This is a genomic window from Mesorhizobium bavaricum (assembly GCF_056781655.1).
In genome coordinates this window covers 1,591,449-1,612,361 of record NZ_CM165566.1, presented here as the reverse complement: position 1 = coordinate 1,612,361, position 20,913 = coordinate 1,591,449, and the positions used below count along the sequence as shown (strand labels likewise).

16 protein-coding genes, 2 pseudogenes and 1 riboswitch are annotated in these 20,913 nt (G+C 63.9%); of the genes and pseudogenes, 7 read left to right on the top strand and 11 right to left on the bottom strand.

Annotated features, from left to right (window positions below):
- Nucleotides 1–14 precede the first annotated feature (14 nt).
- The 4 genes from AC1RZR_RS07835 to thiB form a co-directional block, all read right to left on the bottom strand.
- Nucleotides 15–1,484, bottom strand: coding sequence for a M48 family metalloprotease (locus tag AC1RZR_RS07835; RefSeq protein WP_481828159.1), 1,470 nt, complete (start codon nt 1,482–1,484; stop codon nt 15–17).
- A 258-nt stretch (nt 1,485–1,742) separates the two neighbouring features.
- Nucleotides 1,743–2,525: a thiamine ABC transporter ATP-binding protein gene (thiQ, locus tag AC1RZR_RS07830; protein WP_477269210.1), complete on the bottom strand. Its 783-nt coding sequence runs from the start codon at nt 2,523–2,525 to the stop codon at nt 1,743–1,745.
- Complete coding sequence (gene thiP / locus AC1RZR_RS07825) at nt 2,518–4,140, bottom strand: thiamine/thiamine pyrophosphate ABC transporter permease (protein ID WP_481828158.1); 1,623 nt, start codon at nt 4,138–4,140, stop codon at nt 2,518–2,520. Before thiP ends, thiQ begins: the two co-directional genes overlap by 8 nt.
- Before the next feature lie 243 nt (nt 4,141–4,383).
- On the bottom strand, nt 4,384–5,382 hold the full coding sequence (gene thiB, locus AC1RZR_RS07820; RefSeq protein ID WP_481828157.1) for a thiamine ABC transporter substrate binding subunit: 999 nt from the start codon (nt 5,380–5,382) through the stop codon (nt 4,384–4,386).
- 43 nt (nt 5,383–5,425) lie between these two features.
- Nucleotides 5,426–5,539: riboswitch (TPP riboswitch) on the bottom strand.
- 88 nt (nt 5,540–5,627) lie between these two features.
- Between thiB and AC1RZR_RS07815 the strand changes: the two genes are divergently transcribed.
- The 4 genes and pseudogenes from AC1RZR_RS07815 to AC1RZR_RS07800 all read left to right on the top strand — a co-directional run bounded on the left by AC1RZR_RS07815 (nt 5,628) and on the right by AC1RZR_RS07800 (nt 8,373).
- Nucleotides 5,628–6,272 (top strand): thiamine diphosphokinase, encoded by a 645-nt coding sequence (locus AC1RZR_RS07815; RefSeq protein WP_481828156.1) that lies wholly within the window; start codon nt 5,628–5,630, stop codon nt 6,270–6,272.
- Between the two features lies 1 nt (nt 6,273).
- A pseudogene (locus tag AC1RZR_RS07810) lies at nt 6,274–8,095 on the top strand (ABC-F family ATP-binding cassette domain-containing protein).
- A gap of 94 nt (nt 8,096–8,189) precedes the next feature.
- Nucleotides 8,190–8,243 (top strand): annotated as a pseudogene (locus AC1RZR_RS07805) (hypothetical protein); the annotation flags it as partial.
- Between the two features lie 64 nt (nt 8,244–8,307).
- Nucleotides 8,308–8,373 carry a hypothetical protein gene (locus tag AC1RZR_RS07800; protein ID WP_477269852.1) on the top strand — a complete coding sequence of 22 codons (66 nt, stop codon included), beginning with the start codon at nt 8,308–8,310 and terminating at the stop codon, nt 8,371–8,373.
- 22 nt (nt 8,374–8,395) lie between these two features.
- On the opposite strand, the gene AC1RZR_RS07795 is transcribed toward AC1RZR_RS07800, so the two are convergent.
- Complete coding sequence (locus tag AC1RZR_RS07795; protein WP_481828155.1) at nt 8,396–10,048, bottom strand: hypothetical protein; 1,653 nt, start codon at nt 10,046–10,048, stop codon at nt 8,396–8,398.
- 75 nt (nt 10,049–10,123) lie between these two features.
- Nucleotides 10,124–11,422: an adenylosuccinate synthase gene (locus AC1RZR_RS07790; RefSeq protein WP_477269198.1), complete on the bottom strand. Its 1,299-nt coding sequence runs from the start codon at nt 11,420–11,422 to the stop codon at nt 10,124–10,126.
- Between the two features lie 213 nt (nt 11,423–11,635).
- On the opposite strand from AC1RZR_RS07790, the gene AC1RZR_RS07785 reads away from it, so the two are divergent.
- Nucleotides 11,636–12,547, top strand: coding sequence for a DMT family transporter (locus AC1RZR_RS07785; protein ID WP_481828154.1), 912 nt, complete (start codon nt 11,636–11,638; stop codon nt 12,545–12,547).
- A 56-nt stretch (nt 12,548–12,603) separates the two neighbouring features.
- Here the strand turns inward: AC1RZR_RS07785 and serA are convergent, their stop codons facing one another.
- From serA to glmM, 5 genes are all read right to left on the bottom strand, one after another.
- Nucleotides 12,604–14,202, bottom strand: a complete 1,599-nt coding sequence (gene serA, locus AC1RZR_RS07780) for a phosphoglycerate dehydrogenase (RefSeq protein ID WP_379095305.1) — start codon at nt 14,200–14,202, stop codon at nt 12,604–12,606.
- A gap of 167 nt (nt 14,203–14,369) precedes the next feature.
- On the bottom strand, nt 14,370–15,545 hold the full coding sequence (locus AC1RZR_RS07775; RefSeq protein ID WP_481828153.1) for a phosphoserine transaminase: 1,176 nt from the start codon (nt 15,543–15,545) through the stop codon (nt 14,370–14,372).
- 204 nt (nt 15,546–15,749) lie between these two features.
- Entirely contained in the window at nt 15,750–16,523 is a 774-nt protein-coding gene (locus AC1RZR_RS07770; RefSeq protein WP_481828152.1) for an outer membrane protein, read from the bottom strand.
- Between the two features lie 210 nt (nt 16,524–16,733).
- Nucleotides 16,734–17,564 carry an outer membrane protein gene (locus tag AC1RZR_RS07765; protein ID WP_477269189.1) on the bottom strand — a complete coding sequence of 277 codons (831 nt, stop codon included), beginning with the start codon at nt 17,562–17,564 and terminating at the stop codon, nt 16,734–16,736.
- 278 nt (nt 17,565–17,842) lie between these two features.
- Complete coding sequence (gene glmM, locus AC1RZR_RS07760; protein WP_477269187.1) at nt 17,843–19,195, bottom strand: phosphoglucosamine mutase; 1,353 nt, start codon at nt 19,193–19,195, stop codon at nt 17,843–17,845.
- A 366-nt stretch (nt 19,196–19,561) separates the two neighbouring features.
- Between glmM and AC1RZR_RS07755 the strand changes: the two genes are divergently transcribed.
- Together AC1RZR_RS07755 and AC1RZR_RS07750 are read left to right on the top strand one after the other, a co-directional pair.
- On the top strand, nt 19,562–20,395 hold the full coding sequence (locus tag AC1RZR_RS07755) for a hypothetical protein (protein ID WP_481828151.1): 834 nt from the start codon (nt 19,562–19,564) through the stop codon (nt 20,393–20,395).
- 182 nt (nt 20,396–20,577) lie between these two features.
- Nucleotides 20,578–20,871: a winged helix-turn-helix transcriptional regulator gene (locus AC1RZR_RS07750; RefSeq protein ID WP_481828150.1), complete on the top strand. Its 294-nt coding sequence runs from the start codon at nt 20,578–20,580 to the stop codon at nt 20,869–20,871.
- Nucleotides 20,872–20,913: the final 42 nt, after the last annotated feature.

Here is a 20,913-nt window from a genome sequence, read left to right as displayed (position 1 = left end):
CGGCGGCACACGTCTTACTTGTCGGTGACGATCTTGACCTTGTCGCCGGCCGAGACCGCGGCACCGGGCGACAGCGCATTGAGGACGCGGAACAGGTCGAGCTTGCGGTCGACACCAACCATCTGGGCGGACAGCGAACCCATCGTCTGGCCGGGCTGAACGGTGACGACGCGGATATGCAGCGGCTTCAGGGCCGCCTTTTCCGCCGCGCTGAGGATACGGAACGATCCGCTGACCGAACGCGCTACGGTATCCAGGGAGGTGCTGGCGGATGGTGCCGCAGTCAGCAGCCGGTAGACCTGGCCGCCGGCGCGGATCACCGCGATGTCGAACTGCCAGCCTTCGGCGCCGGCATGCGCGGTCGCCGCCTCGTTGCCGTTGATCGTCTCCTCTTTGACGCTGCTGTCGTCGAGGCCAGCCACCCAGCCGCTGCGGATATAGTCGGTCAGCGCGCGGTTCTTGTCGATGGACACGCCATCGAAGCGGATGGCCATGTCGCCAGGCCCGGTTGCTGTCACAGCCGCGGCCGAATTGTCGATGATGAAGCCCTGTGGCACCGAGAAGGACACGCCAAGGCCCGGATGGAGGAAGGTCTCGCCACGCACATAGCCTTCCTCGGGCGTGTCGCCATAGAGCAAGCCGTCTATCCCGGCGAGGAAGGAATCACGGTCGCGTGTGCCGACGCCGGGTGCGCCGAACTGACGGGCATGGCGCTGCGCCAGATCGATGCGCTGCGGGGTGTTGGGGTGGGTGGCCAAGAAGTCGAGGCTGGCATCGGTGGCGCCGCTGATCGAGCGGAAGTCGGTATAGGCCGACATCGACTGCAGGAAGCGGCCGGCGGCGAAAGGATCGTAGCCGGCTTCGCCGATCGACTTGATGCCGATGGCGTCGGCCTCCAGCTCCTGGTTGCGCGAGAACTGCGCCAGCCTGAGTTTGCCGCGGATCAGCGCCGCCTTGGCGGTCGGGCTGTCGCCGAGCACATCGGAAACCACCTTGGTCGCCAGGCCTTCCTCGGCCTCCAGCTGCTGGCGCTGCAGGCCGTGATTGGCGGTGACGTGGCCCATCTCATGCGCGATGACCGCGGCCAGCTCGGCCGAATCGTTGGCCAGCGCCAGCAGGCCGCGCGTGATGTAGAGATAACCGCCCGGCAGCGCGAAGGCGTTGACGTTGGGCGAATTCAGGATGGTGATGCGATAGGTCTGCGTCGGATTGGCCGACACGACGGTCAGATTGCCAACCACCTTGGCGACCATGCGCTCGAGCTTGGGATCGGAATATTCGCCGCCATAGGTGGCCAGGATGCGCGGATGCTGCGCCTTGGCCAGTTCGGCGAGCTTGCTGTTGGCGGCGACATTGTCGACGGTGATCGGCCTGTCGGAAGGCTGGAAGCCGGATTCCTGAACCTCGGGCGGCGTGAACATCTGGCAGCTCGCCAGCGCCACGGCGAAGCCGGCCAGCGCAAGAAAGCGCGCCAGCGGATTCATTCGTAGTCTGTCAACGCCGATCGCCAGAACGGCTTCCTTTCGGGTCCCTGCGCATGACCACGAAAATCGGGGGCGATCTTCGGAACGTGTCATGCGCTATCTCAAACTGCTGCAGCATCCGTCGCGCGTCCCTCGGGGCGGGCGGCGGATGCTGCAGGCAAATCACGGCCTATGCCGGACCGGTGAGGCGGACCTAGCCACACTCCACCACTCATGGCAAGCAAACGCCACATCGCCTGGAGCCGGTTTGACCGTAAATTATGTCCGCTTCCGGGCAACATCCCGTGATACGGCATTCCCGGCGCTTGCACCGACATAGCGCCGGAACGCTTCCGGGCCAGCCCCGGTGAAGAAATCATCCGCCTTGCCGGTTGCCGCGACAACGCCGTTGTCCAGAAACACCACGTGCTCGCCGATGCGGCGGGCATCCCCCGGCTGGTGGGTGACGAACAGCACCGTCATGCCCCGTTCGGCGTGGACTGCGGCCACCAGATCCAGCATGTCGTCGCGCAGCGCCGGGCCGAGCGACGCAAAGGGTTCATCGAGCAGGAGCACCGGCCGGTTGCGTACCAGGACGCGGGCCAGGGCGACGCGCTGGCGCTCGCCGCCGGAGAGTTCACGCGGCAGGCGCTTTTCCTTGCCGCCAAGGCCGGTGCGTTCGAGCGCCTCGGCGATCGCGGCGCGGTCGGCTTCGGTCAGCCGCAGCGATGGCGAGCGGCCGAGCCCGACATTCTGCTCGACGGAAAGATGGGCGAAGAGGTTGTTTTCCTGGAACACCATCGACACAGCTCGCGCTGCCGGCGGCTCGGCGCTGACATCGGCGCCGCCGATCAGCACGCGGCCTGACTGCGGCGTCTCGAAGCCGGCCACCAGGTTGAGCAGCGTCGACTTGCCAGAACCGCTTGGCCCCATGATGGCGGTGATTTTCGACGCGGCGAAATCGACATCGAAGACAAGCGGCGCGTCACCATAGCTGAACGACACCTGGTCCAGCCGCACCGGAACACCCTTTTCAGACCTGCTGGCCGCCCCGTCAGGCATCCCGATCCTTCTCCCTTCCAAGCCAGTGCGCCGCTACGATCAACGCGAGGCAGACGAGGCCGAGCAACAGCGCCAGGCCGGCGGCGTCCTGCGTGCGGTAGCTGCCCATGCGCGCCAGCAGAAGGTAGGGCAACGTCTGCACGGAATCACTGCCGAACAGCGCGATGACGCCGAGATCGCCAAGCGACAGCGCCATGGCGAAAGCGAAAGCCGTGGCGAGCGGCCGCCGCAGCGATGGCCAGTCGACCACGATCAACCGGTTCCAGCCGGCAATGCCGAGCTGAGCACAGAGCCGTTCATGACGTTCGCTCGCCGCATCATAGGCGGGACGGACGGCGCGCAGTGCGAACGGCATCGCCATCACAGCGTTGACGGTGACGACCATGACCGGGGCGATGGCAAAGACATCGCCGACATGGCGCAGCAACAGGAACCAGCCCGCGCCGACGACGATCGGCGGCACGACGAGGACAAAACCGGCACCGGTATCGGCGGCGTGTTCCAGCATTCTCTTGGGACCAGTCCGGCGGTTCAACGCCAGCGCCCGGCGCGCCATGGTCAGCGCCAGCGACAACGTCACGGAAAGCAGCGCCGACAGGAAGGCGAGCACCGCACTGGTCAGCGTCGCCTGCCGCACGGCGACCTCACCGGCCAGCCGGCCGAGATCGGCGCCAAGCCCGGCCATCACCGTGGCGACCATCGGTCCGGCAACGAACAGCAGCGTCAGAACGATGAGCACGACGTTCAGTGAGGTCTCGGCCCCGTTGACCGAAAGATAGCGGCGTGTCGCAACCGGCAGATTGGTGTCGCCGACCACATTGGCGCCAAGCCGCGTCAGCGCCAGCACGACGGCAAACGTCAAGGCGATCTGCAGCAGGGTCAGCGTCACGGCGCGCGCGGGATCGAAATCGAAGCGCAGCGCCTGGTAGATGCCGACTTCGAGCGTCGTCGCGGCCGGCCCGCCGCCGAGCGTCAGCACGATCGTGAACGAGGTGATGCAGAGCATGAAGACAAGCCCGGCGACCCCGGGCAACGCCGCACGCAACGTTGGCCATTCGATCAGCCGGAACGCCGGCCGCGCCCCCATGCCGAGCTGGCTCGCCAGCCGCCACTGATCGGCGGGAATGGTCTGCAGTGCCTCGAGGAACAGCCGCACGCTGAGCGGCAGGTTGAAGAAGACATGGGCGACGAGGATACCCGACAGGCCATAGATGCCCGACCAGTCTCCACCGCCGATCACGCTTAACACGCCGGCGAAATAGCCGGCGCGGCCATAAAGCGCCAGAATGCCGAGTGCCGCGACGATGGCCGGCAGCGCCAGCGGCACGGCGAACAGCTGCAGGATGAAGGCGCGGCCAAAGAAGCGCGGATGCCGCGACAGCGCGCGTGCCACGAACAGTGCCGGCACCACCGAAAGCAGCGTCGAGAGTACGGCCTGCCACAAAGTGAAGCGAACAACGCGAAAGAGATAAGGATTGAAGGCTGCCCAGGCGCCGGAGAAATCGTGAACGCCTTCGACGAGCAGTCCGGCAAACGCACCGCCGATCAGCAGCGCGATGGCGGCAAGCGCGATGATACCGGCGCTGATGCGGGGGTCAGAGGACGCGCGTTGCACGCGGGACCGCCTGACCCGAGACCTGCCATTGACTGGAGTTCAGCGGGCGCCGCGTTCCTTCGCGCCTCCCTCTGTCCTGCCGGACATCTCCCCCACGAGGGGGGAGATCAGCCGTCACTAATCTCAGATGTCGCAGGACGAGCGCCAGCTCCCAAGCTGCCAATCTCCCTCCTTGAGGGGGAGATGTCCGGCAGGACAGAGGGGGGCGCCGTAGAGCACTCATCTTCGATCGGTTGCCACAGCCTATTTGCTCATCACCGCCAGCCATTCATCCACCCAGGCCTTGCGGTTGGCGGCGACCTCCTCGGGGCTGAACAGCAAGGTCTTGGTCGGCTTGACCAGTTTGTCGAAGGCCGGGTTGAGCGGCTTGTCGGTCTTGCCGGCCGGGAACATCCAGTTTGTCTCGGGGATGGCATCCTGGAATTTCGGTCCGGTCATGAAGGCCATGAACTTTTCCGCCAGCGGATTCTTGGCCCCTGTGGTGGTGATGCCGGCGACCTCGATCTGCAGATACTCGCCCTCTTCGAACGACGCCGCCTGGTAACGCTCGGTGTTCTCGGTGACCATGTGATAGGCCGGTGAGGTGGTGTACGACAGCACCATCGGCGCCTCGCCCTTGGTGAACAGGCCGTAGGCCTCGCTCCAGCCCGGCGTCACGGTCAGCACCTTCGCCTTGAGCTTCGCCCAGGCCTCCGGCGCCTTGTCGCCATAGACCGACTTCACCCACAACAGCAGGCCGAGGCCCGGCGTCGAGGTGCGCGGATCCTGGATGACGATCTTGTCGTCGGCACTGCCTTCGACCAGGTCCTTCAGGCTCTTCGGCGGGCTCTTCAGCTTCTCGGTGTCGTAGACGACGGCGAAATAGCCATAGTCGAAAGGCACGAAAATGTCGTCGCTCCAGCCGCCCGGCACACTGACATCGGACACCGCGCCATGTGGCGCAAACAGGCCTGTGGCCTTGGCATCCGCGGTCAGATTGGTGTCGAGGCCGAGCACGATGTCGGCCTTGGTCGATGCCCCTTCCAGCCTGACGCGGTTGAGCAGCGCGACGCCATCGGCGACCGAGACGAAGTCGACATCGCAGCCGCATTCGGCCTCGAATTCCTTCTTCACCACGGGACCCGGACCCCAGTCGGCGGTGAAACTCTCGTAAGTGTAGATGGTGAGCTTGTCCTTGGCCAAGGCCGGCCCGGACAGGACCACAGCCATCGCAGAGACAAGAGAGTATAAAAGCGTGCGCATCGGCGCCTCCTTCGTTCGAATTGAAAGGAATTGAGGCGTCGGACTGTCCGAAACGTCTAATCCCTCCGCCGGTACAAACCGGATCAGGTTCAGCGGGTTGGCGACTTGCCTCTCAGCCGGTCCGCGAAGATCGCGTCCGGCACCCCGTTAGAGCGTTTCGACACATAGGCCCGGCCGATCCCTCACGCAAGTGGGAGTTTGCCGGCCTTCCGTTTCCCGTGCCGGGCTGGTAAGGGCCACACGATATGAGCACATTCACCATCTTGCTTGGCGGCGATCTCATCCGCACGCCCCGGCTCGACCGCCAGGTCGCAGGCTCCCGCGTCATCGCCGCCGACGCCGGCATCGGCCATGCGCGGCTGCTGGGTCTTGTCCCGGAACTGTGGGTGGGTGATTTCGATTCCGTGCCCGCCAACCTGCCGGACGATCTCGCCGCCGTACCCCGCCGGACCTTCCCGGCGGAGAAGGACAAGACCGATGGCGAATTGGCCATCGCCGCCGCGCTGGAGCGCGGCGCGACCAGCCTGGTGCTCGCCGGCGCCTTCGGCGGCAAGCGCGCCGACCACGCCTTCCTGCATCTGGCGCTCGCCCTGCGGCTGGCCGAGGCCGGGACGAGGATGCTTCTGAGCAGCGGCGCCCAGGAAGGCGCCCCGCTGCTGCCCGGGAAAGCCGGCTTCGACTATGCCGACGGCACGCTGTTTTCGGTGCTCGGCTTTTCCGATCTTTCCGGCCTGACAGTCACCGGCGCCAAATGGCCGCTCGATCACGTCAAGGTGGCGTTCGGCTCGTCATTGACCATCTCCAACGAGGTCAGGGGTCGCCTCGAAGTCACGCTCGGCCATGGCCGCGCGTTGTTGCTCGCTCACCCTTATCCTCTACCTGAAAGCTGACATGGCCCCGCCTCTTCTCCATCTCGACGGGATAAAACTGACCTTCGGCGGCACGCCGCTGCTCGATGGCGCCGCCTTGACCGCGTCGGCCGGCGACAAGATCGCTTTGGTCGGCCGCAACGGGTCCGGCAAGTCGACGCTGCTGAAGATCGCCGCCGGCCTGATCGAACCGCAGGACGGCGAGGTGTTCCGCCAGCCCTCGGCGACCGTCCGCTATTTGCCGCAGATGCCCGACATGGAGGGTTTTGCAACGGTCCGCGCCTATGTCGAGGCGGGGCTCGGCCCCGCCGACGATCCCTATCGCGCCAGCTATTTGATGGAGCATCTCGGCCTGTCGGGCGAGGAGCGACCGAACGATCTTTCCGGCGGCGAGGCAAGGCGCGCCGCCCTCGCCCGCGTCATGGCGCCGGAGCCCGATATTCTGCTGCTTGATGAGCCGACCAACCATCTCGATCTCTCGGTGATCGAGTGGCTGGAAGAGGAGCTCGTCCGCACCTCCTCGGCGCTCGTCGTCATCTCGCATGACCGCCGCTTCCTCGAGCGCGTATCGCGCGCCACCGTCTGGCTCGACCGCGGCCAGACCCGCAGGCTGGACAAGGGCTTTGGCCATTTCGAGGAATGGCGTGACCTTGTGCTGGAAGAGGAAGAGCGAGAACAGCACAAGCTCGGGCGCCAGATCGTGCGCGAGGAGCACTGGCTGCGCTACGGCGTGACGGCGCGGCGCAAGCGCAACATGCGCCGGCTGGGTGAACTGCAGACCATGCGCCAGCGCTTCCGCGGCCATCGCGGCGCCGAAGGTTCGGCAACCATGGTGGCCAGCGACGCAGCCGAATCCGGCAAGCTGGTGATCGAGGCGAAAAACATCGAGAAGAGCTTTGGCGACCTCACCGTGGTCAAGGGATTCTCGACCCGCATCCAGCGCGGCGATCGCGTCGGCCTGGTCGGGCCGAACGGCGCCGGCAAGACGACGCTGCTGAAGATGCTGACCGGCGAGATGAAGCCCGACGCCGGTTCGGTGCGGCTCGGCACCAATCTGGAGATCGCCACACTCGACCAGAAGCGCGAGGCGGTCGACCCGCAGGAAACGCTTGCGCAATATCTCACCGACGGACGCGGCGAGAACCTCGTCATCAATGGCGAGCAGCGCCATGTCGTCTCCTACATGAAGGATTTCCTGTTCAAGGCTGAGCAGGCACGTACGCCGGTGCGCGAGCTTTCCGGCGGCGAACGGGCGCGGCTCTTGCTGGCGCGCGTGCTGGCGCGGCCGGCAAACCTTCTGGTGCTCGACGAGCCGACCAACGATCTCGACATGGAAACACTGGAGCTGCTGCAGGAATTGGTGGCCGGCTTTGCCGGCACGGTCATCCTGGTCAGCCACGACCGCGATTTCCTCGACCGCACCGTGACCAGCATCATCGCTCCGGACGGCGGCGGCCGCTGGATCGAATATGCCGGCGGCTATTCCGACATGCTGGCACAGCGTGGCGGCACCAAGCTCGACGACCGCAAGGCTCGCCCGAAGGCCGAAGCCGGCGAAGCCCCAGTGACGGCCAAAAGTGAGGCCGCGGCGCCAAAGGGGCCGGCGAAAGAAACTGTCGTTCAAGCAGAAATTCGCGCTGGAATCCCTGCCCAAGAAAATCGAGGCCGTGATGGCTTCCATCTCAAGGCTTGAGAACAACATCGCCGATCCGGCCTATTACGAGCGCGATCCGGCCTCGTTCCAGAAGACCATCGCCGCCCTCGACAAGGAGCGCGCGACACTGGCGGCGCTCGAGGAAGAGTGGCTGGAACTGGAGATGCTGCGCGAGGAGATGGAAGGGTAATGGTGTTCGCGGGCCTTATATTGGACGCATAAAGGGACGCGAACTCCATGCTTCAATCGAAGTCGGCGAAAATCCGTCGGCCATCAGTTCGCAGTTGATCGAAGACGCCAAAGCGTTGGGCATCAACATTTCTTGCGCCGCGGAGATGGGTATTGTGAAAGCGATCTCGGCGAAAAAGACGCGTCAATGGGCAAGAAGAGAACAACGAAGCCATTGCAAGCTGGAACGACCATGTCGGACGCAAAGGACTGCCCCAAGCCAAATATCGGCTGTTTTGATGTCGCCTAAGGCGCTCTCGTCTCAGCCCGCCGTCTTGGCCTGCCAGGCCTTGATCGCTTCGTCGAACACCTTCTCGCCGGGAATGCCCTTTTCCATGGTCAGCAGCGCCCGCCGACCGGTCTTGTAGACGACCGGCACGTCGATCCAGTCCTGCCCGCGAAGCAAGGTCATGTTGGCGTCCTCATCGGCCTTGGTGTCGTTGAGCGCGACGAGGAAGAAGCCGTCGGCGATCTTGGCAGGGATGCCGATCAGCGGGCTGCCGGCATCTTGCTCAGAACTCTTCATGGCGACACGCAGAATGTTGTCGACACCGCCGCCTTCGAAGCCGTCGGGCGTCAGGAAGATCATCTCGATGATGTGGCTGGCCGGCAGTGTCTGGTCGGTGTTGCGGCGGATGGTCATGCGCAACTGGATGTCCTTGCCCGGTATGGTTGCCTCAGCGCGGATTGCCGGCTCCGGCGGCAGGTCGCCACCGGGCGATTCCTGCACCAGTGACCAGACGATGCTGCCGGGCTCCGCCGAACCCTGGGCGGTGCTGGTGCGTTCTTCATAGAAGATCGCCTTCTGGCCGACCGGCAGCGCGGTTTGCGCGGGCGCGGCCGCCGGTGCTGGCGGCGTGGCGCCTGCCGGTGCCGGAGGAGTGGCGGCAGCATCAGCCGGCGCAGCGGGCGCTCCGCTGGCAGGTGGCGTTGCGGGTGCCGTACCCGGCGGCGGCGTTGCGGCGGGTGCGGCCGCGGCCGGGGTGCCGGCAGCCGGGGCGGAAACCGCCGGCGCGTTCGTCGCCGAGGGCGGCGTGGTCAGCGCGGCGACCGATTCGCCTTCGCCGATGCCGCTCTGTCCGCCGGCCGGGCCGGGATCGACTTCGCTGCCCTGTGGCGTCAGCCGCTGCGTGAATTTCGTGCCTTCGGTTTCTGTGCCGGCAGCTGCTGGCGCCGGCGGCGTTGCCGCGGCATCGGTTGCCGGCTTGGCCGGCGCCGGCTTCACCGGTTCGGTCTTGACGACCTTGGTGCTGCCGTCAAGTCCCAGCATCTTGCCGAAGGCGTCCTTGTTCAGCCAGATACCATAGCCACCGCCGGCAACGACCAGCAAGGCGACGATGGCGGCGATCAGCCCGCCATAGCTGCGCTTGCGTTCTGCCGGGCTCAGGCGCTCAAAAGTATCCGACACCGGCTCTTCGTTGCTTGAAAAGACATCGACCCCGTCGTCGGCCACCTCCTCGCTGTCCATGCCCGGAAGGGCCGTGTCAGCGCGAGCAGAAGGCGCCGCTGTCGGCTTTTGCCAGCTAGGCTCGACCTTGGCGACAGGTGGCGCCGGTCGATTTGGTTCCGGCTTGGCGAGAGGCGGCGGCGGCCAGGTCGGTTCTGCCTTCGCCGGTTGCCGTGTATGGCTCGGCTGGTTCTTGTTGCGGTCGATGGAAGAAAAGATGTGTTCCAGTTCCGCCAGCGGGTCGGTCTCCGGACCGCTCTTGGCATAGTCCCGCTCGACACTTACGACAGCGTCTTCCAGTGAGCGCTTCTGCTTGGCTATGACCTCGGCGGACAGCGGCGGCGAAAACTCCGCAAGTTTCTTTTCGAGCGCGGAACGCGCGCCGTCATAGATCCGCTTGCGCGTATCGAGTCCCGGCTCGCCGTGCTTGTCGAGCTGCCTTTTCAGAACAGAAACGAAATCTGCCATGCTTCGGTCGACCTGTATTTTGCTCCCGGGCCGGCCCCCGCAAATCAGCCGCGATGCCCCGGAAAGGCTGAGAAACTAGTCTTGAAACGGATCGGTCACAAGTATCGTGTCGTCCCGTTCCGGACTTGTGGATAGGAGCGCGACAGGGGCGCCGATCAGCTCCTCGATGTAACGAACATATTTGACGGCCTGGGCCGGCAGGTCGTTCCAGCTGCGCGCGCCGGCGGTGGTGCCTTTCCAGCCCTCCAGCGTCTCGTAGACCGGTTCGACGCGCGCCTGCGCGCCCTGGCTGGCCGGCAGGTAGTCGATCATCTCGCCGTCGAGACGGTAGCCGGTGCAGACCTTGATCTCGTCCAGCCCGTCGAGGACGTCGAGCTTGGTCAGCGCGATGCCCTTGATACCGTTGACGGCGACGGCCTGGCGCACCAGCACCGCGTCGAACCAGCCGCAGCGGCGCTTGCGGCCGGTGACGACGCCGAACTCATGGCCGCGCGTGCCGAGAAACTCGCCGATCTCGTTTTTCTGCTCGGTCGGGAACGGGCCTTCGCCGACGCGCGTCGTGTAGGCCTTGGTGATGCCGAGCACGTAGCCGATGGCGCCCGGGCCGACGCCGGAGCCGGCGGCCGCCTGGCCAGCGACCGTGTTCGACGAGGTGACGAACGGATAGGTGCCGTGGTCGATATCGAGCAGCGTGCCTTGCGCGCCCTCGAAAAGGATGCGCTCGCCGGCCCGGCGCTTGTCGTCGAGGATCTTCCAGACCCGGTCCATATAGGGCAGGATCTCGGCCGCGACCGAGGTCAGTTCATGCATGATGGCGTCATGCGTGACTTCGGCATGGCCAAGCCCGCGACGCAGCGCATTGTGATGCGTCAGCAGCCTGTCGACCTTCAAGGGCAGCGTTTCCAAATCCGCCAAATCCATCACCCGCACTGCGCGCCGGCCCACCTTGTCTTCATAGGCGGGGCCGATGCCACGACGGGTCGTGCCAATCTTCGTTCCGGAGTTGGAGGCGGCGTCCTCGCGGAATCCGTCCAGCTCCCGGTGCAGGGACAGGATAAGCGCTGTGTTTTCGGCTATTTTCAGGCGCTCCGGCGTCACGTCGACACCCTGCGCCTTGAGCTTTGCCACCTCGGCGACGAAAGCATGCGGGTCGAAAACGACGCCATTGCCGATGATGGACAGCTTGCCCTGCCGCACGACACCCGACGGAAGCAAGGACAGCTTGTAGACCTTGCCGTCGACGACCAGCGTATGGCCGGCATTGTGGCCACCCTGGAAACGCACCACCACATCGGCGCGTTCCGACAGCCAATCGACGATCTTGCCCTTGCCTTCGTCGCCCCATTGCGAGCCGACGACCACCACATTGGCCATGTTTCTTTTCCCTTGAGACGCCGCCGAGCGGCTTGAATATGGTTCGAAACGACAGGCCTCTATAACGTCAAGACCTCGTGAGCGCGACCTTTCTTTGCCGCCAAAAATGCGCTGAGGCACAACAATTTTCGGCTTTGACATCATTTACTTGGGCCGAAGGGGGCAATAGGCCGGCAAACACCGCTGCTCACCTCTGGCGGCCGGAATCCCGCGATGTATCGAAGCGCCTACATATTCCTGTTGCTCACCACCTTGCTGTGGGGCGGCAATTCGGTGGCCGGCAAGCTGGCGGTCGACCACGTCTCGCCGATGACGCTCGTCTTCCTGCGCTGGGTGCTGGCCGTGGCGATCATGCTGCCGATCGGCTTGCAGACGATACGCGAGGACTGGCCGATAGTGCGCAAGCACTGGCTCGTGCTGGCGGCCCTTGGCGCCAGCGGCTTCACCTTGTTCAACACGATCTTCTACACAGCGCTCAACTACACGACGGCGATCAACGTCTCGATCGAACAGGCGGCGATGCCGATCCTGATCATCGTCGCCAATTTCGTCTTCTTCCGCCTGCGCGTGAACTGGGCGCAGATTGTCGGCGTCGTGCTGACCATCGCCGGCGTGGTCCTGACCGCCTGCCACGGCGACCCGCGCCGGCTGTTGACGCTGGAGCTCAATTTCGGTGACGCCATCATGCTGGTCGCGGTGTTTCTCTACAGCGGCTATTCGGTCGGACTGCGGCTGAAGCCGCTGATGCACTGGCAGAGCCTGATGCTGGCCCTGTCGGTTGCCGCCCTCGTCACCTCGCTGCCCTTCTTCCTGTGGGAGGTCGCCGCCGGCAAGGTCATCGTGCCCGACGCGCGCGGCTGGGCGGTCATCGTCTATACCGCGATCGGCGCCTCGGTCATCTCGCAGATCCTCTACATCAGGGGCAACGAACTGATCGGTGCCAACCGCGCCGGCCTGTTCATCAACCTGGTGCCGATCTTCGGCACCCTGCTGTCCGTGCTGATCGTCGGCGAGACGTTCCAGCTCTATCAGGCACTCGCTTTGGTGCTTGTGCTGGGCGGCATCGGGCTTGCCGAATACAGCGGGCGCAAGGCAGCGAGACTGCCGTCAGCCAGGACACGCTGAACGAACGAAAGGCGCGGACCAGGCCGCGCCTTTCGATCTTTCGCAACAGCTCGGGATCACATCGCGTTGATGTCGAACTGCAGCCGCTTGGCCGAAGCGATCGACTTGTGCGCCTTGACCTGTTCCAGCACGTTCTCCGGGAACGGTGCATCGAGATAGAGCAGCGCGATCGCATCGCCGCCGGGCCGGTTGCGGCCAAGCTGGAAGTTGGCGATGTTGACGCCGTTCTCGCCGCACACCGTGCCGAGCAGGCCGATGATGCCCGGCGCGTCGGCATTGGTGGTGTAGAGCATGTGCTGGCCGACCTCGGCGTCGAGGTTGATGCCCTTGATCTGGATGAAGCGCGGCTTGCCGTCGGAGAAGCAGGTGCCGGCGATCGAACGCGTCCTGTGCTCGGTCGTGACCGTCAGCTTGATGTAGCCGTCGAACACGCCCGACTTGTCGCGCTTGACCTCGGCGACGATGATGCCGCGCTCCTTCACCATGATCGGCGCCGACACCATGTTGACGTCGGAGACCTGCGGCCGGATCAGCCCGGCAAGTGTGGCGCTGATCAGCGCGCGCGTGTTCATCGTCGCGGTCGAGCCGTCGAACAGGATCTCGACCTCCTTGATCGGATCCTCGGTGACCTGACCGACAAAGGCGCCGAGCACTTCGGCGAGCTTGACGAAGGGCTTCAGGCGCGGCGCTTCCTCGGCGGTGATCGACGGCATGTTGATGGCGTTGGAGACGGCACCCTTGATCAGGTAATCGGCCATCTGCTCGGCGACCTGCAGCGCGACATTCTCTTGGGCTTCCGCCGTCGAGGCGCCGAGATGCGGTGTCGCCACCACGTTCTCCATGCCAAACAACGCGTTCTGCTCGGCCGGTTCGACCTCGAACACGTCGACGCCGGCGCCAGCCACCTTGCCGCTCTTCAGCGCCGCGATCAGGTCGGCCTCGACGACCAGCCCGCCGCGCGCGCAATTGATGATGCGCACGCCGTTCTTCATCTTGGCGATCGCCGCGGCGTCGATGATGTTGCGCGTCTTGTCGGTCAGCGGCGTGTGCAGCGTGATGAAGTCGGCGCGGGCGAAAAGCTCATCCAGCTCGACCTTGTCGACACCGAGTTCCTCGGCACGTTTGTCCGACAGGAACGGGTCGAAGGCGATGACATGCATCTTCAGGCCAACGCCGCGCGTGGCGACGATCGAACCGATGTTGCCGCAGCCGATGACGCCCAGCGTCTTGCCGGTGATCTCGACGCCCATGAAGCGGTTCTTCTCCCATTTGCCGGCATGGGTCGAGGCGTTGGCTTCCGGGATCTGGCGGGCCAGCGCGAAGATCATGGCGACCGCATGTTCGGCGGTGGTGATCGAGTTGCCGAAGGGCGTATTCATCACGATGATGCCCTTGCGGCTCGCCGCCGGGATGTCGACATTGTCGACACCGATGCCGGCGCGACCGATGACCTTGAGATTGGTGGCGGCGTTGATCAGCTTTTCGGTGACCTTGGTAGCCGAACGGATGGCGAGGCCATCATATTGGCCGATCACTTCGGCGAGCTTTTCCTTGTCCTTGCCGAGGTCGGGCAGATAGTCGACCTCGACGCCTCGATCCTTGAAGATCTGCACGGCGGTGGGAGAAAGTTTGTCTGAAACGAGAACGCGGGGCATGGATTTGATCCTTTGCGATTGGCGTCCCTCCCGCTTGGGAAGGGTCGGCGCGAAGCGCCGGGATTGGGTTGTTACGGCCGACGCGGCCAAATCTTGTTTTGGATGATGAGAGCTGGGTGGAGATGACCCCACCCCGTCCTCCGGCCATCCTCCCTTCAGGGGAGGACTCAGGCCGCAGCCTTGAGCGACGCCTTCTGCGCGGCAAAGGCCCAGTCGAGCCAGGGCAGCAGCGCTTCGAGATCCGACGTCTCGACCGTCGCGCCACACCAGATGCGCAGGCCGGGCGGTGCGTCGCGATAGGCGCCGATGTCGTAGGCGACACCTTCCTTGTCGAGCACTGACACCAGCCCCTTGGCGAAAGCCGCCTGTCCGTCGGCGTCGAGCGCGGACACGTCCGAATCGGTGAAGGACAGGCAGACCGAGGTGTTCGACCGCGTCGCTGGCTCGACGGCGAGATGACCGAGCCATGACGACTTGCCGACAAAGCCGTCGAGGACGGCGGCATTGGCATCCGCTCTGGCGACCAGCGCCTCGAGGCCGCCGATCGACTTCGCCCAGTGCAGCGCGTCGAGATAATCCTCGACGCACAGCATCGACGGCGTGTTGATGGTCTCACCCTTGAAGATGCCTTCGATCAACTTGCCGCCCGAGGTCAGGCGAAAGATTTTCGGCAGCGGCCAGGCCGGCTTGTAGGTCTCCAGCCGCGCGACGGCTCGAGGCGACAGGATCAGCATGCCGTGCGCGCCTTCGCCGCCCAGCACCTTCTGCCAGGAGAAGGTGACGACATCCAGCTTCTGGAAATCGAGCCTCTGTGCAAAGGCGGCCGAAGTCGCGTCGCAGATGGTCAGGCCCTTGCGATCCGCAGGAATGAAATCGCCATTCGGGACGCGCACGCCAGAGGTGGTGCCGTTCCAGGTGAAGACCACATCGCGATCGAAGTCGATCTTCGCCAGATCCGGCAGTTCGCCATAGCCGGCTTCGATCCTGCGCACGTCGGCCAGCTTCAACTGCTTGACCACATCGGTGACCCAGCCGGAGCCAAAGCTCTCCCAGGCGACCATGTCGACGCCGCGCTCGCCGAGCAGCGACCACAGCGCCATCTCGACCGCGCCGGTGTCCGACGCCGGCACGATGCCGATGCGGTAGTCGGCTGGAACCTGGAGGACCTCCCGCGTCAGCTCGATCGCCTGTTCGAGCTTGGTCTTGCCGATTTTGGCGCGGTGGGAACGGCCGAGCGCAGCCGCTTTCAGCGCCTCGACCGACCAGCCGGGGCGTTTTGCGCAGGGACCTGAGGAAAAATTGGGGTTTGCCGGACGGAGTCCGGGCTTCGTATGCGTCGTCATCGTGGTCTATCCTTCCAGATAGTGGCCCCTCGTTGGGGAGGGGTGGCCCACGGACGGCGATATTCGTTCGGCCTTCGGGCGTCAAGAGGAAAGTTTTTGTCGCTGCCGGGATACCGGCGATCGGCGATCAGGATGTCGTGACTTCAAATGCAAACGGCGGACCGAAGAGATCCGCCGTCAGTGTCTTCATCCGTACCGAGCCTGCTACCAGAGATCGTAGCGCAGCCCGAGCTTGATCTGATGGTTGCTGATCCCCTTGTGGACCGGAAAGGAAGTCAGGCTTTCGGCCGTCACATATTCGGCGTCGGGGGCGGAAAAATACTGATAGCCCAGATCGACGGAAACATTCTTGGACACCTGATAGGCAAGGCCCGCATTCAGCGTATAGGCCAGGGAATATTTCGTCTTGTCGTCGTTCAGGACGAAATCGTCGGTGGGATCAAGGTTGTCGGTGAAATAGCTCGCCGAAAGCTTGCGCGTGCTGCGGACAACACCGATACCGGCGCCGAGATAGGGCGTGATCCCGACATAGGTGCCAAGATCGACATAGCCGTTGAGGATGCCCGAGAAGGCGTAATTCTTCAGCGATGCAGATGCTTCGGTTGACGTTGCCGGCGGCAACACGATCCCGGTATCATCATAGCCGACGCCGATCTTGTTGCCGGGCAGATAGCCGAGATTGAGATCGGCGCGCAGATAGTCGTTGAAATGGTAGCCGAAGCCGATGCTGGCAAAGATGGGATCTTCCTTGTCGCTGAAGCTGGCCGGCGTGAAGGCGAAATCCTCATTCTCGAAGCTCTTCTGCGCCAGATAAGAAACATCGCCGCGCAAATACCAGCCCGAGCCGACCTCGACCGGTACATAGTCTGGCGCCTGGTCGACATAGATCGGTGGATCGTAATCGGCAGCGAGTGCGGGCGTCAGCGGCACGAGGCCGAGTGCGGCAAGCGCCAGCAACATACGCGATGTGAGTGTCATGGTACCCGACTCCCGAATTTGGCGCCGCCAGCAATTGCAACGGCAGCCATCGTTTCAGGCATCATTGTTAACCATAGTGGTTAAGTGCCGGTTAAGGCTAACAGAGAGTTAGCGAATTCATTTCCGGCGGAAACTTTCATTCCAGGCGACCCAAACGAAAACCGCCCGGCTGATGCCGGGCGGTTCGCGAACTTTCAAGCAAAGCAAGTGTTACTTGGTGTAGACTGGCTCGGGTTCGGGCTGGTAGGCCACCGGAACGGAGCAACCGTTGTTGCCGCCAAACTGATAGCGCAGGCCACCGCGCACCTCGTGGGTGCTGATGCCGTCGTCGAAGCCAGGGCCGGCGCTGCTCGCATCCCATTCGAACATGCGGCCGCCCTGGATGTGGCTGTAGCGATAGCCCGCATCAAGGATCACCTTGTCCGTCAGGCAGTAGGAAGCACCTGCCATCAGGGCGTAGGCGAAACGCCAGTTGGATGCTCCGGGATTGGTCTCGGTGGTGTTCGGGTCGTAGACTGTATCCCACTTGACGCGCGCGCCGCCGATACCTGCGCCGACGTAAGGCGTGATGCCGTGCCAGGTGCCGATATCGACATAGGCATTGGCGAGCAGCAACAGGGCGCTCATCTTCGACACCTCGGTCGAGGTCGTGAGGAGATCCGAGGTACCGCCATCAAAGTTCGACTTGAACCAGTAATCGGCGGTCAGATCCGTCCGGAAGTGATCGTTGATCTTGTAGCCGACGCCGCCACCGAGCGAGAAACCGCCCTTGAGCTTGCCGAAGTCGAAACTCTTGCTGCCGGGGGTGACCGTACAGTTACAGGGATCGATGGTGTAAGTCATGTAGTCGATGCCGCGCAAGGTCGACTTGTGATAGTCAAGGTCGCCGCGAATGTACCAGCCACCGACATCGGCCGGTTGCTCGTAAACCGGCGGCGGAGCCTCTTCGACCACCGGCTCCTGAAGGTCGGCTGCGAACACCGGCCAGGCAAGGCCCGCGAACAGCGCGGCGAACAGGGCCTTTCTTGCTGTATTGAACATGCTTGTCACCCCTAGGAAGTTCGGAACGGCCATCGTGTCCGAAATGCGATTGGCTTTCAGTCGTGGATAATGAATTGCAAAGGTTAAAAGGCGTTTAACCCTGTTGCTTAACCACGAATCTCGAAACTTTTGAGGAAGCGGCGCGCGGTCTCCGGAGGCCGGGATCGCCGCCGGCCAACAAAAAAGCCCGCCGGAAAGGCGGGCTTTGAGCGGGTGGAGGTGCTACGGCGCGACACCCTCCGGCGCGCTGGGCGCGACGCCTCCGGGCGCGCTGGGGATCAGGCGGCGCTGCGCGTTTCCGAGATGACTTCGACGATGTCGTTGACGACGGCCTCGACCAGTTGCGGATCGTCGCCCTCGGCCATCACGCGGATCAGCGGCTCTGTGCCGGATGGGCGGATGACCAGCCGCCCGGACTTGCCGAGGCGGTGACGGGCGTCTTCGATGGCTGCCTTGACGGGAGCTTCCTCAAGCGGCTTGCCACCGGAAATTTGGACGTTCTTCAAAAGCTGCGGCACCGGTTCGAATTTCTTCGACAGTTCGCTGACCGGCCGGCCCTGCCGTTTGATGCAGGCCAGCACCTGCAACGCCGAAACCAGGCCGTCGCCGGTGGTCGAGAAGTCCGACAGCACGATATGGCCCGACTGTTCGCCGCCGACATTCAGCCCGTGTGCACGCATATGCTCCACGACATAGCGGTCGCCGACCTTTGTGCGGTGCAATTGCAGCTTCATGTCGCCGAGGAAGCGCTCGAGACCGAGATTGGACATGACGGTCGAAACGACGCCGCCGCCGGCAAGCCGCCCGCTCTGGTGCCAGGATTCGGCAATCAAGGCCATGATCTGATCGCCATCGACGATCGCCCCGTTTTCATCGACGATGACGACACGATCGGCATCGCCGTCGAGCGCGATACCGATGTCGGCGCGCACTTCGTGCACCTTCTTCTGCAGGCCGGCGGGATGGGTCGAGCCGCATTCCTTGTTGATGTTGAAGCCGTTGGGTTCGACATTGATGGCGACGACTTCGGCGCCCAGTTCCCACAGCGCTTCGGGCGCCACCTTGTAGGCCGCGCCATTGGCGCAATCGACGACGATCCTGAGGCCCGACAGTGACATCGAGCGTGGCAAGGTCCGCTTGGCGAATTCTATGTAGCGGTCATGCACGCCGTCGACGCGCTTGGCGCGGCCAAGTCCGTCGGAATCGGCGAGCGCCAGTTCGATATCCTTGTCGAGCATGCCCTCGATGCGCTCCTCGATCTCGTCGGAGAGCTTGTAGCCGTCGGGGCCGAACAGCTTGATGCCGTTGTCGTAATAGGGATTGTGCGAGGCCGAGATCATGACGCCGATATCGGCGCGCAGCGAACGCACCAGCATGGCGACCGCTGGGGTCGGGATCGGGCCGAGCAGGAACACATCCATGCCGGCGGCGCACAGGCCGGACACCATCGCATTCTCGATCATGTAGCCGGAAAGCCTGGTGTCTTTGCCGAGCACGACGCGATGACGATGACTGCCGCGCTGGAAGGAGAGGCCGGCGGCCATGCCGACCCGCATCGCGATTTCAGCGGTCATCGGAAACTTGTTGGCGCGCCCGCGAATGCCGTCCGTGCCGAAATAATTCCCTGCCATGCTAGCCAGATTCCTCGACAGTTCTTCCCGGCGCGTCATGCCACAATTGGCCAGGGTGCCATGATCACATTGTGTGATCATATGTTACCAATCCTTAGAAAACCATTGTTGTGCACTGCACACAACCTGGATGCAACCAACATGCTGGGACTGCCACGCTGCAATATACCAGTTATGCGAGCCTCTCAGCGCAGATGCACCTGGAAAATCTTGCTTTGAATCGGCAACCCGGCAGCAATTTCATCACCTTATCGGGAGGAGCCGAATTTCAGCGATATATACGCGACTTGGCATCTGGCGCAACCGCCCGTTGAGCGTTATTGATTTGCAGGGACGTATCATGGGCTGCTGCAACGGAGAAACGCTATGCTCATCCACCGACTTGCCACTTTGACCGGCCTCGCCGTCGCGACCTTGTTCCTGGCCGCGCCAGCCAACGCACTGACGATGGCCGAATGCAGCACGAAGTACAACGCCGCCAAGGACGCGGGGACATTGGCCGGGGCAACCTGGAACCAGTTCCGCAAGGCGCAGTGCGGCACCGACGCCGCAGCCACCACCGAAACCAAGCCAGCCGACACCAAGAAAGCAGCCGAAACGAAACCGGCCAAGGCGACCAAGGCGGCCGCCGCGGCGACCGACAGCACGGCCAAGGGCCTGACGGCGAAGGAATGCAGCGCCAAGTACCAGGCGGCCAAGGCTGCCGGTACGCTGAACGGCCAGAAGTGGAACGACTTCCGCAAGGCCGAGTGCGGCGCCGGCGCATCCGCCGCTGCCGACACCAAGCCGGCGACCACCAAGGCTGCCGCGGCTCCCGCCGACAAGGGTCTGACCATGGCCGAATGCAGCACCAAGTATCAGGCTGCCAAGACGGCCAACACGCTGAAAGGCATGAAGTGGAACGACTTCCGCAAGACCGAATGCGGTGCCGGCGCGTCGGATGACGACACCGTGCCCGCTCCGAGCGAGGCAAGTTACACCAAGGAGCCGGCAAAGCCGACGACTGTTGCGCCCAAGGGCGTCACTTTCCCGTCTGCGATCTCTCCGAAATATGCCAGCGAGACCCCCGGAAAGGGCCGCATGCATACCTGTCTCGACCAGTACTATGCCCTGAAGGACGCAAACGCGCTTGGCGGCCTGAAGTGGATCCAGAAGGGCGGCGGCTTCTACAGCCTCTGCAACGCCAAGCTGAAGACCTGAGCGTCACGTAGCTAGACAAACAAAAGCCCGCGAGGCGTCAGTTTCGCGGGCTTTTTGTTGCATTCGACAGTTGCCGGCCGCCGCGCCGCGCTGCATCAGGCGCTGCATCGACAGTACGAGTTCAGTGTCGATGCCTGCAGCCTTGCTGGCATCGATCAGATTGATATAGGCCTCGGAAGGCGTTGCTGCTCTGGCAGATCCACAAGGCGCCGGCGCGCTTCGGTGAGTTGAAGCGCCTGGCGCCTGACATCAGTGAAAAGATGCCGATCCAGCAGCTGCGCGAAATGGAAGCCGACGGCATCGTCCACCGCGCGGTCTTCCCCGAAGTTCCGCCCAGGGTCGAATACTCGATCACCGAATTCGGTATCGAGCTGGACAATGCCCTGATCCCGCTCTCAGGTGTGGCAAGCAACGCCGGCCGGACTGACAGGCAGCGCCCGGGCAAGGCAAGCGCGCTCGCGCCGCATGGCCTGTGACCCAACGCCGAACAGCAAAACGCCGCAGGTTGAAGCCCGCGG

What these genes read in the sequence shown, in the direction of transcription:
- AC1RZR_RS07835 (WP_481828159.1), bottom strand. Translation starts at nt 1,484, where the DNA reads ATGAATCCGCTGGCGCGCTTTCTTGCGCTGGCCGGCTTCGCCGTGGCG.
- thiQ (WP_477269210.1), bottom strand. Translation starts at nt 2,525, where the DNA reads ATGCCTGACGGGGCGGCCAGCAGGTCTGAAAAGGGTGTTCCGGTGCGG.
- thiB (WP_481828157.1), bottom strand. Translation starts at nt 5,382, where the DNA reads ATGCGCACGCTTTTATACTCTCTTGTCTCTGCGATGGCTGTGGTCCTG.
- AC1RZR_RS07815 (WP_481828156.1), top strand. Translation starts at nt 5,628, where the DNA reads ATGAGCACATTCACCATCTTGCTTGGCGGCGATCTCATCCGCACGCCC.
- AC1RZR_RS07795 (WP_481828155.1), bottom strand. Translation starts at nt 10,048, where the DNA reads ATGGCAGATTTCGTTTCTGTTCTGAAAAGGCAGCTCGACAAGCACGGC.
- AC1RZR_RS07790 (WP_477269198.1), bottom strand. Translation starts at nt 11,422, where the DNA reads ATGGCCAATGTGGTGGTCGTCGGCTCGCAATGGGGCGACGAAGGCAAG.
- AC1RZR_RS07785 (WP_481828154.1), top strand. Translation starts at nt 11,636, where the DNA reads ATGTATCGAAGCGCCTACATATTCCTGTTGCTCACCACCTTGCTGTGG.
- serA (WP_379095305.1), bottom strand. Translation starts at nt 14,202, where the DNA reads ATGCCCCGCGTTCTCGTTTCAGACAAACTTTCTCCCACCGCCGTGCAG.
- AC1RZR_RS07775 (WP_481828153.1), bottom strand. Translation starts at nt 15,545, where the DNA reads ATGACGACGCATACGAAGCCCGGACTCCGTCCGGCAAACCCCAATTTT.
- AC1RZR_RS07770 (WP_481828152.1), bottom strand. Translation starts at nt 16,523, where the DNA reads ATGACACTCACATCGCGTATGTTGCTGGCGCTTGCCGCACTCGGCCTC.
- AC1RZR_RS07765 (WP_477269189.1), bottom strand. Translation starts at nt 17,564, where the DNA reads ATGTTCAATACAGCAAGAAAGGCCCTGTTCGCCGCGCTGTTCGCGGGC.
- glmM (WP_477269187.1), bottom strand. Translation starts at nt 19,195, where the DNA reads ATGGCAGGGAATTATTTCGGCACGGACGGCATTCGCGGGCGCGCCAAC.
- AC1RZR_RS07755 (WP_481828151.1), top strand. Translation starts at nt 19,562, where the DNA reads ATGCTCATCCACCGACTTGCCACTTTGACCGGCCTCGCCGTCGCGACC.